Origin of the sequence: Affinirhizobium straminoryzae (genome assembly GCF_007004135.1) — a bacterium.
Lineage (GTDB): Bacteria > Pseudomonadota > Alphaproteobacteria > Rhizobiales > Rhizobiaceae > Neorhizobium > Neorhizobium straminoryzae.
In genome coordinates this window covers 1-11,558 of sequence record NZ_VJMG01000060.1, presented here as the reverse complement: position 1 = coordinate 11,558, position 11,558 = coordinate 1, and the positions used below count along the sequence as shown (strand labels likewise).

11 protein-coding genes, 1 tRNA gene and 1 pseudogene are annotated in these 11,558 nt (G+C 62.0%); 3 read left to right on the top strand and 10 right to left on the bottom strand.

Going from position 1 to position 11,558, the window contains the following annotated elements:
- Positions 1-205, bottom strand: a pseudogene (locus FNA46_RS19230) (hypothetical protein); the annotation flags it as partial.
- A 443-nt stretch (positions 206-648) separates the two neighbouring features.
- Between FNA46_RS19230 and FNA46_RS19225 the strand changes: the two are divergent.
- A complete protein-coding gene (locus FNA46_RS19225; protein ID WP_244617905.1) occupies positions 649-870 on the top strand; it encodes a helix-turn-helix domain-containing protein in 222 nt (73 codons plus the stop codon).
- 107 nt (positions 871-977) lie between these two features.
- On the opposite strand, the gene FNA46_RS19220 is transcribed toward FNA46_RS19225, so the two are convergent.
- The 3 genes from FNA46_RS19220 to FNA46_RS19210 form a co-directional block, all read right to left on the bottom strand.
- Positions 978-1,054: transfer RNA gene (locus FNA46_RS19220), tRNA-Met, on the bottom strand.
- Between the two features lie 156 nt (positions 1,055-1,210).
- Positions 1,211-2,407, bottom strand: a complete 1,197-nt coding sequence (gene mnmA, locus FNA46_RS19215) for a tRNA 2-thiouridine(34) synthase MnmA (protein ID WP_143126828.1) — start codon at positions 2,405-2,407, stop codon at positions 1,211-1,213.
- A gap of 153 nt (positions 2,408-2,560) precedes the next feature.
- Complete coding sequence (locus FNA46_RS19210; protein WP_246103212.1) at positions 2,561-3,622, bottom strand: mechanosensitive ion channel family protein; 1,062 nt, start codon at positions 3,620-3,622, stop codon at positions 2,561-2,563.
- Between the two features lie 181 nt (positions 3,623-3,803).
- On the opposite strand from FNA46_RS19210, the gene FNA46_RS19205 reads away from it, so the two are divergent.
- Entirely contained in the window at positions 3,804-4,226 is a 423-nt protein-coding gene (locus tag FNA46_RS19205) for a DUF1810 domain-containing protein (RefSeq protein WP_143126826.1), read from the top strand.
- A 21-nt stretch (positions 4,227-4,247) separates the two neighbouring features.
- On the opposite strand, the gene FNA46_RS19200 is transcribed toward FNA46_RS19205, so the two are convergent.
- The 4 genes from FNA46_RS19200 to FNA46_RS19185 all read right to left on the bottom strand — a co-directional run bounded on the left by FNA46_RS19200 (position 4,248) and on the right by FNA46_RS19185 (position 8,876).
- On the bottom strand, positions 4,248-4,475 hold the full coding sequence (locus tag FNA46_RS19200; RefSeq protein WP_143126825.1) for a hypothetical protein: 228 nt from the start codon (positions 4,473-4,475) through the stop codon (positions 4,248-4,250).
- 313 nt (positions 4,476-4,788) lie between these two features.
- Positions 4,789-5,805, bottom strand: coding sequence for a Tim44 domain-containing protein (locus FNA46_RS19195; RefSeq protein ID WP_143126824.1), 1,017 nt, complete (start codon positions 5,803-5,805; stop codon positions 4,789-4,791).
- A gap of 200 nt (positions 5,806-6,005) precedes the next feature.
- On the bottom strand, positions 6,006-7,601 hold the full coding sequence (gene serA / locus FNA46_RS19190; protein WP_143126823.1) for a phosphoglycerate dehydrogenase: 1,596 nt from the start codon (positions 7,599-7,601) through the stop codon (positions 6,006-6,008).
- Between the two features lie 96 nt (positions 7,602-7,697).
- Positions 7,698-8,876 carry a phosphoserine transaminase gene (locus FNA46_RS19185; RefSeq protein ID WP_143126822.1) on the bottom strand — a complete coding sequence of 393 codons (1,179 nt, stop codon included), beginning with the start codon at positions 8,874-8,876 and terminating at the stop codon, positions 7,698-7,700.
- A gap of 304 nt (positions 8,877-9,180) precedes the next feature.
- Here FNA46_RS19185 and FNA46_RS19180 point away from each other — a divergent pair, with 304 nt between their 5' ends.
- The gene (locus FNA46_RS19180) at positions 9,181-9,771 is read left to right on the top strand and encodes a DoxX family protein (RefSeq protein WP_143126821.1); all 591 of its coding nucleotides are present in this window, start codon (positions 9,181-9,183) and stop codon (positions 9,769-9,771) included.
- 81 nt (positions 9,772-9,852) lie between these two features.
- Here the strand turns inward: FNA46_RS19180 and FNA46_RS19175 are convergent, their stop codons facing one another.
- Together FNA46_RS19175 and FNA46_RS19170 are read right to left on the bottom strand one after the other, a co-directional pair.
- Entirely contained in the window at positions 9,853-10,707 is an 855-nt protein-coding gene (locus FNA46_RS19175) for an outer membrane protein (RefSeq protein WP_143126820.1), read from the bottom strand.
- A 233-nt stretch (positions 10,708-10,940) separates the two neighbouring features.
- Positions 10,941-11,558: phosphohexomutase domain-containing protein (locus FNA46_RS19170; protein WP_483923586.1), on the bottom strand; the 618-nt coding region annotated here is incomplete at its 5' end.

The window sequence follows — 11,558 nt, the reverse complement described above, 5'->3', positions numbered from 1 at the left end:
CGCCGCCAAGCTCGGCGATCACGCGGGCCACGTTGATGCCACCGCCACCGACCTCCTGTCGCTGGTTGCGCACCCGCACCTTATGAGTGGGCACCACCTTCGTGGCATCATTGGAGAGATCGAGCGTGGGATTGAGCGTGATGCAGATGATCCGGGACATGCTGGTCTCAGCCCTCGTGATGGGGGACAGGGTGATCGGGGACATGCGCGCCTTCCTGGTCGTGACGGCGCGGGCGGTCCATTCCGCCCGCGAAGGACATCGGGGCCGCCATCGGCCCGGGTGTCCCATGGCTAACACGCAGGCACGCGAATGGTTTGATCCAGCGCATCGCAAGCGCACAAATTCTCATGGTTCCGGTAGGGGCTTCGGGTTCCGCAGGCGGAAAGCAATATAAGAACAATTGAATATACTGGTGTAGCCTCATGCTAACCGGAACCTGCTAAGACAGACCGCAGGACAACCTTTCATGCGCAGAGGCGGGAAAATCTGCGTGATCGGCCGGCACACCGTGCGCAAAGGGTTGGACTCTCGCTGCGAAAGCCCTATCTATGTTGCGCTGCAGCAAATAGATTTCGTATTGCAGCAGCGTCCTTTGAGCTGATGCCCAAATTTTTCCGACCCTGGTCGGCACTACCAAAGGAGTACCCATGACATTGTCACAGACAAACTTTGCAGAAAGCAAACCGGTTTCGACGGCCCAGGTCATCGGCGAAAGCCGGCGCGCCTCTGGCTACAGCCTGGAAGACCTCGCTGTCACCTGCGGGCTGACGGTGCTTGAACTTCAGGCCATCGAGGCTGGCAAGGATACCGATGCCAATCATCTTCGTCGCGTCGCTGCGGCGTTGAAAATTCCGTCGCTGACGGTGTGATGCCTTGATGGGGAGCGGGTGGCGGGCCCGCTCACATCAGGCTTTCACACACGCAGGCGATTCATGCGCTGCGCAACCCATTCGACTTTCAAGCTTTTCGGATTTTTTGGTAGCGGGGGGCGGAATTGAACCGCCGACCTCAGGGTTATGAATCCTGCGCTCTCACCAACTGAGCTACCCCGCCAGACCGCTGCCGTGATGTCAGTTCCATGAACCGTCCGGCGCGATGGGGGGCTTATAATGGGATGCTCCAACCAAAGTCAAGCACGCCCCGCTCAAAAAGCCGAGCTTTTCCAAAGCCCGTGAAACGGCGCGCCAAAGCGCCGCTCCGGACCGGTGGTCAGGCCGCAACAGGGGTGGAGAGAAGCGTCTTCAGCGAGGCTTCCGCATCGGCCGCACGTTCCGAACGCTCGATGAAACCGCCGCCCCAGACGCGCGCATCCGCCCCTTCGGCCGAATAGAGCACGCAGGCCTGGCCGGGAGCGACGCCGGCCTCACCGACGGCGAGATCGACATAGATGCCTTTTTCATTGGCAAACAGCGTGGCCGGCGTCGGCGGGCGCGTGGAGCGCACCTTGGCAAAGCAGGCAAAGCCCTCGCCGGCATCGAGATCCAGTGCACGGTCGCCGATCCAGTTCATGTCGCGCAGATAGACACGGTGGGTATCCAGCGCCTCCTTCGGCCCGACGATGACGCGGCGCGAGCGGGCATCGAGATAGACGACATAGAGCGGCTCGCCGGTCGCCACCCCAAGCCCCTTCCGCTGACCGATGGTGTAATGCACGATGCCTTCGTGGCGACCGAGCACGCGGCCATCGAGATGCACGATATCGCCGGCAAGGGCCGCATTCGGCTTCACCTTGCTGATGATGTCGGAATATCTGCCCTGCGGCACGAAACAGATGTCCTGGCTGTCGGCCTTCTTGGCAACGACGAGGCCCATCTCCTCGGCAAGCGCCCTGACCTGCGCCTTCGACATGCCGCCGAGCGGAAAGCGCAGATAATCGATCTGCTCCTGCGTGGTGGCAAACAGGAACCAGCTCTGGTCGCGGTCGGCATCGATCGGCCGATAGAGCGCGCGGCGGTTCGGATTGTCGGCGCCCGGGTTCGGGCGCGAGCGGATATAGTGGCCGGTCGCCAGCGCATCGGCTCCCAGTTCGCGGGCGGTCGCCAGCAGATCGGCGAACTTGACCGTCTGGTTGCAGGCAACGCAGGGCACCGGCGTCTCGCCCATGGCATAGGCTTCGGCAAACGGGTTGATCACCGTTTCGCGGAACCGTTTTTCGTAATCGAGCACGTAATGGGGAATGCCGAGCGTTTCGGAGACGCGACGCGCATCCTCGATATCCTGCCCCGCGCAACAGGAGCCGGCCCGGTGGACGGCCGCTCCATGATCGTAGAGCTGCAACGTGATGCCGAGCACGTCATAGCCCTGACGTTTCAGAAGTCCGGCAACGACAGAGGAATCCACGCCGCCCGACATGGCGACGACAACGCGCGTATCTTCCGGCTTCTTGTCAAAATCCAGCGTATTCACAGGAACTCTCTCGCTCGACCATGCCCAGCGATCTGTTCCGCCGGCCCAAGCATCTCTTCATCGGACGGGTTCGGCCGTCCCCAGTACTTCTGGCGGATATAGAAAGGACGCGGCCAAAACGCAAGGTTTTCGGCGCAATGGCAGGGTTGCAGCTTATGAAGACATCCTTTGCCCGGCCTCGTCGTGGACTACGGAAGAGTTGGGACCGACGCCAGAAAATGCCTCGGCGCGCACCTTTGGCAGGGCTCCCGGATACTCGCGCTGGATGAAGGCTATCAGCTTCTCGCGCACCTCGCAGCGCAGGTCGAAGGTCCGGCCACCATCGGCGGCGGAGACGAGAATGCGGATCTCCATGACGCTCTCACGAAAATCTGTGACGGCGACATTGACCACCTGCCCGTCCCACAGCGGCGAGTTGCGGGCGATCTCCTCGACCTTGCGGCGGATCTCGGCAACGGGAATAGTATAATCGAGATAGATCATCACCGTGCCGATCAGAGCCGCGCCCTCGCGCGTCCAGTTCTGGAAGGGCTTCTCGATGAAATAGCCGAGGGGCAGGATCAGGCGACGCCAGTCCCACAGCTTGACGACCACGTAGGTGGAGGTAATTTCCTCCACCTTGCCCCACTCGCCCTCGACGATCAGCGCATCATCGATGCGGATCGGCTGGGTGATCGCCAGCTGGATGCCGGCAAACAGGTTCTTCAGAACCGGCTGCAGGGCCAGACCGAGCACGATGCCGGCCACGCCCGCAGAGGCCATCAGCGAAACACCGTATTGCCGCACGGCCGGAAAGGTCATCAGCGCGGCCGAAAGCGTCAGCGCAATGATCAGCGTGGCAGCAACCCGTTCCATGATGCGCGATTGCGTGACATGCTTGCGGGCGAGCAGATTGTCTTCCGCATCGAGCTTGAAGCGGCGGAGATAGACCGTGGTCCAGATATGCAGCGTGGTGCGCGCCATCCAGCCGATCAGCACGATGAAGCAGAGCAGCAGGATATGCCGTAGAATGCCTGTTTCCTGGTCGCTCAGCGGCGCGATGCCGACAGCCGGCGCCAGCACCCAGGTGACGATGGCAAGCCGCAGCGGCTGTTCCGTGCGCGACACCAGCGAGCGCCAGAAGAGATCACGATTGGCGACAATCCGGGTCAGCAGGCGAAAGACGAAACGGTGCACAAGCCAGCCGACGATAACCGCCAGACAAAGGATGATCATGCTGAGCAGCCAGTCTGGCAGAAACCGAATGGCCGTTAAAAGGTAAAGTTCGAGACGCTGTTCCATGGTCCGGCAGTTAGGGTGCGCTGCAACAAGGAAAAGAGAGCGGCGTTGACAAAATGGTGAGTTCGCCTGTCCCATCAGGACCAGTGAGCCGCGTTTCAGCCATCAGGAGGCCCCCATGCCCGACGATCCCTTTCATCTCGCCCGCTTCGTGATGGCGCAGGAACCGGTTTACGAAACCGCGCTGGCGGAACTGGAGGCCGGTGCCAAACGCTCGCACTGGATGTGGTTCATCTTTCCGCAGATGGCGGGACTTGGCCATTCCGAAATGGCCAGGCGCTATGCGATCAGCGGCCGGGCAGAGGCGATGGCCTATCTCGCCCATCCCCTTCTCGGCGAACGGCTTGCCGCCTGTACCGCCGCCATGCTGGCGCATCGGCACCGATCGGCGCATGCGATCCTCGGCACACCGGATGATCTCAAGTTCTGCTCCAGCATGACACTGTTTGCCGCCGTCAGCGAGAGCGGCTCGCCCTTCGCTCGGGCCCTGCAGCAGTTCTGCGCGGGAGAGCCGGACGCGGCGACGCTGGCGCGTCTGTGACCTCGGCGTCAGAACGCAGGCCTACTGCCTGTCCACACTGACCGAGGATGCCTGGTGGTAATAGGTCATCGTGCCCGTCCAGCGGTCAAGGACGTAGGCATGCGGCTGGTCGCCGGCTGCGACAACCTTCATGTCGTAGCGGTTCCAGAAGGCAACGGAACCGGCCACCACAAGAACCACGACTGCCCAGAGGATCGTCCGGACCAGCGGTCTCTCCCCCTCCGCAGGCTCCTGTTCATCCCACGGCATCGACGGCAGACCCTCCCCGGCTCCCTCATCCAGCCGCATGCGAACGACCGACCCTTTGCATCCTGTTCGACAGTCTCATCGTAAACACTCGCGCTCTTCTGCAGGCCATCATGCAGAGATGCAGCAAAAGAGGCAAGTTCATCTTGCGCTCATCAATCTATCGAAAACAAAACCCGGCACTATCGAACAAATCCGGACGATCCTTCACACCGAAGACAGAGTTTTGGACAAGCAAAAGGCCCGCCGGCCGGCGAGCCTTCTCGATGTCATTCCACGCTGATGCGCCGACATGCCGTCCGCAGCGCGGCTTGTGTCAGTCAGTGCCCTGGATGGCAGAGAGCTTCCAGTCTTCGCCCGGCTTGCGCACGAAGGTCCACACCTCGGTGGTTTGCGTCGGGGTGGCAGGATCGCCCTGGGTCACGGCGCCGGTCTTGCGATTGCGCATCACGTCGATGCTCTGATAGCGCATGGCAACCGTCGCATAGTCCAGACCATTCTCGCGCCAGGATTCGGCGAGATCGCCCTGCAGAAGACGAACATCCGTCACCTCGTTGCGCACACCCTGCGTTGCGTTCTCGCCCAGTTCTTCGGCCAGATAGGACATGGCTTCCGGGGTTGCCAGGACGCGCAGGCGTGCATAGTCCTCGGCGCCATAGGCGCTCTGGACGTCGGTCAGCAGACGCTCGAACGCGTCGAGATCGCCATTGGTGATGCCAATCTCGTCGGTCGCCTTGGAAGCCACGCGCGGGCGGGTCGCCGCGGCGGCACCTGCGGCAGCGGCGCCTGCAGACCCCATCTGCGGGATCCTGAAGCCCGCCCCCTGCGCGGGCGGCGCATCATAAGAGTAACGGCTGGCGCTGCCCGTTGCCGGCTGGGTGCGGCGGGCGAACATGCGCATCAGCAGGAAGATCAGGCCGCCGATCAGAAGCATCTGGAACAGCATGCCGAACATGCCGGCCAGGCCACCGAAGCCATGCCCCATCATCATGCCAAACAGGCCGCCGAGGAACAGGCCGCCGAGAATGCCGCCGCCGAAGCCGCCAAAAAGACCACGGCGGGCTTGCTGGCCCGCAGCCTGCTGACCGGCTGCCATGCCGGGATTTGCGGCATTGGTCTGGGTGTTCGGCGTCATCGACCGCTGGATCGGGGCAGCCGTATCCGGCGCCGTGCGAGTGGTCGGCGGAGCCGAATAGGTGCGCGTGCCACGACTGCCAAAACCGCTCGAACCGGCGCGGCGCGCCTCGGCGAAATCGACCGCAGCAAGAGACACGGCCATGCCGATGACCATCACCGACAGAACGTGCTTGAAGCGCCGAAGCCTGGATAACATCTCTCTCTCCTCACAGAACCGCTTTTGGCGGGTTATGCCACCCATATAGCCATCAACGGTTGACGGTTTTAGAGGTCCGATCCGATTTTTCGGATTTGTGAAGAAATTTGACCGGCATCGCGTCGATATCGCGCTGACCGGACACGAAAAAGCCCGGCGCGTTTTCACGCACCGGGCTCATCTGTCCTGGGAGACGCCGATCAGTCGACGTTGAAGGTGAGCGGCTTTGCCTGCTTGATCGCTGCATTGGCGGTCAGCTGGTCGAGGACGGCCTTGTCCACGGCACCATCGACATAGAGAAGCGCGATGGCATCGCCACCTTCCTTCTCGCGGCCCAGCTGGAAGTTGGCGATGTTGACGCCGGCATTGCCGAGCGTGGTGCCCATAAAGCCGATCATGCCGGGCACGTCGGTGTTGGAGATGTAGATCATGTTCTGACCGACATCTGCATCCATGTTGATGCCCTTGATCTGGATGAAGCGCGGCTTGCCATCGGAGAAGACGGTACCGGCCACCGAGCGGGTCTGCTTGTCGGTCGTCACCGTCAGCTTGATATAGCCGTCATAGACGCCGGTCTTGTCGCGCTTGACCTCGGAGAGCACGATGCCCTTTTCCTTGATCATGATCGGCGCCGAAACCATGTTCACATCCGCCACCTGATTGCGGATCAGACCGGCGAGCAGCGCCGAGGTGAGCGCCTTGGTGTTCATGGTGGCGGTGACGCCATCATAAAGGATCTCGATCGCCTTGATCGGGTTTTCCGTCACCTGACCGGCGAACGAGCCCAGAACATCGGCCAGACGGATGAAGGGCTTCAGGATCGGCGCTTCTTCCGCAGTGATCGACGGCATGTTGATGGCATTGGAGACGGCACCCTTGACGAGGTAATCCGCCATCTGCTCGGCCACCTGCAGCGCCACGTTTTCCTGGGCTTCCGTGGTGGAGGCGCCGAGATGCGGCGTGCAGACCACGTTCGGCAGGCCGAACAGCGGGCTTTCCTTGGCGGGCTCCACTTCGAACACGTCGAAGCCGGCACCGGCGACATGGCCGGACTTGATGGCTTCGGCAAGAGCTGCCTCATCCACCAGACCGCCGCGGGCGCAGTTGATGATGCGCACGCCGGGCTTCGTCTTGGCCAGCGCTTCCCTGGACAGGATGCCCCGCGTCTTGTCGGTCATCGGCACGTGCAGGGTGATGAAGTCGGCCTTCGCAAGCAGCTCGTCCAGCTCAACCTTGGTCACACCCATTTCCTGCGCGCGCTCGGCCGACAGGAAGGGGTCATAGGCGAGCACGTGCATCTTGAGGCCGATGGCACGCGAGCAGACGATGGAGCCGATATTGCCGGCACCGATGACGCCAAGCGTCTTGCCGGTGATCTCGACACCCATGAACTTCGACTTTTCCCACTTGCCGGCCTGCGTGGAAACGTCGGCAGCCGGAAGCTGGCGGGCGACGGCGAACATCAGGGCAATGGCATGTTCTGCGGTCGTGATGGAATTGCCGAAGGGCGTGTTCATCACGATGATACCGCGCTTGGAGGCGGCGGGGATGTCGACATTGTCGACGCCGATCCCGGCGCGACCGACAACCTTCAGATTGGTGGCGGCAGCGATCAGCTTTTCAGTCACCTTGGTGGCCGAGCGGATCGCCAGACCATCGTAGTTGCCGATGATTTCGGCAAGCTTGTCCTTGTCCTTGCCGAGCTGCGGCTGGAAATCGACTTCGACGCCGCGATCGCGGAAGATCTGGACGGCGGTTTCCGACAGTTCGTCGGACACGAGAACGCGAGGTGCCACGAGAGGCCTCCTTCAGAAGAGTTCAAGCAAAAAGGTTCAGTCTTGTCTGGGAAAGCGGCTTCGCCTCACACGGCGAAGCCGAAAGTATCGACGCTTTTAAGCGGCAGCCTTGGTCAGCGCGGCCTTCTGGGTCTGATAAGCCCAGGCGAGCCACGGCATGACGGCCTGCATGTCGGCGGTCTCGATGGTCGCGCCGGCCCAGATGCGAAGGCCGGACGGGGCATCGCGATAGGCGCCGATATCGAGCGCAACGTTTTCCTTTTCGAGGAGAGCGACGACGCCCTTGGCAAAGGCAGCCTGCTGGTCGGCATCGAGCGCGGCCACATCGGCATCGACGATCTTCAGGCAGACCGAGGTGTTGGAGCGGGTCGCCGGATCAACCGCGAGGTTGGCGATCCAGTCATTGGCCTCGACGAAATCGAAGATGACCTTGGCATTGGCGTCGGCACGCGCGATCAGCGCCTCCAGACCACCGATCGATTTTGCCCAGTTGAGCGCGTCGATGTAATCTTCGACGCAGAGCATGGAGGGCGTGTTGATCGTTTCGCCGACAAAAATGCCTTCGATCAGCTTGCCGCCCGAGGTCATGCGGAAGATTTTCGGCAGCGGCCAGGCCGGAACATAGGTGGTGAGGCGCTCGACAGCGCGGGGGCTCAGAATGATCATGCCGTGACCACCCTCGCCGCCCAGAACCTTCTGCCAGGAGAAGGTCGTGACATCGAGCTTGGCAAAGTCGAGCTTCTGCGCGAAGGCCGCCGAGGTGGCGTCGCAGATCGTCAGGCCCTTGCGGTCGGCCGGGATGAAATCGGCATTGGCGACGCGCACGCCGGAGGTGGTGCCGTTCCAGGTGAAGACGACATCACGGTCGAAATCGACCTGCGTCAGATCGGGCAGCAGGCCGTAATCGGCATTGAACTTGCGGACATCGGCGAGCTTCAGCTGCTTGACCACATCGGTCACCCAGCCGGCGCCGAAGCTTTCCCAGGAAAGCATGTCCACGCCACGTTCGCCAAGCAGCGACCACATGGCCATTTCGACGGCGCCCGTATCGGAAGCCGGAACGATGCCAATGCGGTAATCCGCCGGCACCTGAAGAATTTCGCGGGTAAGATCAATGGCCTGCTTCAGCTTGGCCTTGCCCACCTTGGCGCGGTGCGAACGACCGAGCGGGGCATCAGCGAGCGCATGAAGCGACCAACCGGGGCGCTTCGAGCAGGGGCCAGAAGAAAAATGGGTATTGTTCGGACGTACGTCCGGCTTTGCGAGATCCGCCATTGTGGCTATCCTTCCAGATAGAAAGCCTCTCGTTGGGGAGAGGTGTCCCGCCGCTGGTGTTATGGGATGCCCGGCTTTCGGTCAAGTCGCAAATCAAACGATCTCTGTCTTTTTTGCGTGCCCCCGGCACGCGCCCCAAAACTTGACCTGGATCAACATGAATTATTCGTGGCGAATTATGATCAGCCATCGGTTGTGAATGCGGTGCCAATGATTGCCGCGCCTGTGCGTTCCATCCGCTGGACCGGTGAGCCGCTTTTTCGGTCCGATGACCAATTCATGTTTGAGAACAAGGACCTATACCATGGCCATGCAAAGCATCTATACGCCTGTGCAGCAGCAGGAAAAGAGCCATTTCTATCTGCCGTTCCTCGCCGGCTTCTACGAACACTTCGCCCAGCCCTTTGCCTGGACGGCATTTCGCGTGGCGATCGGCGGCATGCTGATGATCGAGGGCTATCCGAAGATCATGGCGCCGATGGCGCAGGTTGGATTTGTCGAAAATCTCGGCTTTCATCCGGGTTGGATCTGGTCGCCGACGCTCGCCGCCATGCAGTTCTTCGGCGGCCTGATGATTGCGCTCGGGCTCTTCACCCGCCCGGTCGCGCTTGCCAATGCCGTGATGCTGGCCATCACCCTGTGGTTCCACTTCGCCCACCCTTACGGCCACGCGCTGCTGACGGATGGCGGCATTGCCGCGCTGAAAGCCGGTAGCGACCTGTTCACGCCGAACGCAGCTGTCCGCCTGATGGATGGCGGCGCGAAATTCCTCGAACAGGTGCAGACCAAGGCCGAGCTTGCCTCGCTGTTCTGGACCGGTGGTGCCTTCTTCTTCGCAGCCTTCGGCGGCGGCTACTGGTCGGCAGACAAGCTGTTCCTGAAGCGCGAATTCTGATCCTCCCCCGAACCAGACGCACAACGACCAAAACCCGCCCGGCGCGAACCGGGCGGGTTTTGGTCGTCCAGAAGATATCCCTTACTTGTAGACCAGCGGTGCGGGTTCGTCCTCCGCAACGGACGGCTGAGGGCAGCCGCCGAACAGATAGCGGGCGCCGATGCGGGCCTCATGCACGTCGAAGCCCTTGTCATAGCCCGGCCCGCCATTCGAGGCATAGCCGAACATGTCGCCGCCCTGCACATGGCGATAGCGATAGCCGATATCGGCCTTGAGGTTGCAGGTCACGTCCACCGTCGCGCCGGCCATCAGGGCATAGGTGAAGCGCCAGCTTCCCTTGCCACCATGCTCCACCGTCGCATCGCAATTGGAGGGATTGCCGGTCTCGCAGGAGGTGTTGCTCAGCTTGCTCCAGTTCACATAGGTGCCGCCGATGCCGCCCCCGACGTAAGGCGTGATGGAACCATAGGTGCCGAGGTCGACATAGGCATTGGCGAGAAGGCTGTAGGCCTTCATGTGGGCGATATCCTGCGAGGTACAATTGGTCACGCAGGCGCCGGAGGCCGCGCCGCCGCCGCTGGTCGAGCCATCGAAGCGGCTGCGGAACGTGTAGTCGAAGGTGAGATCGGTTCGCAGGAAGTTGTTGACCTGATAGCCGACGCCGGCACCCAACAGAAAATTGTCCTTCAGTTCGGCACGGGTGAAATCGGCCTTGCCCGCGGAGGAACCACCCTGGAAGAAATCGGCGCCCTTCATATCCTGGAAGGCATAGCCGGCATCGCCGCGCAGGTACCAGCCGCTTGCGGCCTCCTGCACCGTCACCTCCGGTGCGTTCAGCAGCATCGGATCGATGGCGGGTTGCCGGCCAAGGTCAGCCGCATGGGCGGCGCCCGCAGCCAGCAGCACGGCCAGCGCGCCGATCAGGGTATTCCTCATGGGATTTACTCCAGGTCTCTCATGTCGACGCGGGGAGCGCCGTGAATCATTCCGGTTTGCCCCGATCATCGATCAGAAAGGTAAAGGAGCGATTAACCCTAACATACGGTGAAATCAGAGGTTTCTTCTCCGCTCGAGTTAACCGGATGCTAACGTTCCGCGCCGGCCCGTCATGCAGAAAGGCCCGCCGGCGACGCCGGCGGGCCTTGAAGCTGCAAGCAAGAGGAGAGCGATCAGGCAGCGGTGCGGACGTTGCCGATCACATTGATGAGATCGTTGACGATGCGCTCCACCTGGGTGCGGTCATCGCCCTCGGCCATCACGCGAATCAGCGGTTCCGTGCCGGAGGGGCGAATCACCAGTCGGCCCCTGCCGCCCAGCTCGGCCTCCGCGCTTTCGATTGCCTGACGCACGATGATGTCCTCCAGCGGCTTGCCGCCGCTGAAACGGACATTGCGCAAGAGCTGTGGAACGGGCTCGAAGCGGCGGCAGACCTCGCTGACGGTCTTGCCGGTGCGCTTCACGGCCGCAAGGATCTGCAGGCCGGCCACCAGGCCGTCGCCCGTGGTGCCGAAATCCGACAGCACGATGTGACCGGATTGTTCGCCGCCCACGTTGAAATCGTGGTGGCGCATATGCTCCACCACATAGCGGTCCCCCACCTTGGTGCGGGCAAGCGTCAGGCCCTTGTCGCCCAGGAAACGCTCGAGACCGAGATTGGACATGACGGTGGCGACAATGCCGCCGCCGCGCAGCTTCTCGTCCTCGGCCCAGCTCTCGGCGATGACGGCCATCAGCTGATCGCCGTCGATGATCTCGCCGCGCTCGTCGACGATGATCACGCGGTCGGC

Bases quoted from the DNA above. Each gene is read 5' to 3' on its own strand.
- FNA46_RS19225 (WP_244617905.1), top strand. From the start codon at position 649: ATGACATTGTCACAGACAAACTTTGCAGAAAGCAAACCGGTTTCGACG.
- FNA46_RS19205 (WP_143126826.1), top strand. From the start codon at position 3,804: ATGCCCGACGATCCCTTTCATCTCGCCCGCTTCGTGATGGCGCAGGAA.
- FNA46_RS19180 (WP_143126821.1), top strand. From the start codon at position 9,181: ATGGCCATGCAAAGCATCTATACGCCTGTGCAGCAGCAGGAAAAGAGC.
- FNA46_RS19185 (WP_143126822.1), bottom strand. From the start codon at position 8,876: ATGGCGGATCTCGCAAAGCCGGACGTACGTCCGAACAATACCCATTTT.
- FNA46_RS19195 (WP_143126824.1), bottom strand. From the start codon at position 5,805: ATGTTATCCAGGCTTCGGCGCTTCAAGCACGTTCTGTCGGTGATGGTC.
- FNA46_RS19200 (WP_143126825.1), bottom strand. From the start codon at position 4,475: ATGCCGTGGGATGAACAGGAGCCTGCGGAGGGGGAGAGACCGCTGGTC.
- FNA46_RS19210 (WP_246103212.1), bottom strand. From the start codon at position 3,622: ATGATCATCCTTTGTCTGGCGGTTATCGTCGGCTGGCTTGTGCACCGT.
- FNA46_RS19175 (WP_143126820.1), bottom strand. From the start codon at position 10,707: ATGAGGAATACCCTGATCGGCGCGCTGGCCGTGCTGCTGGCTGCGGGC.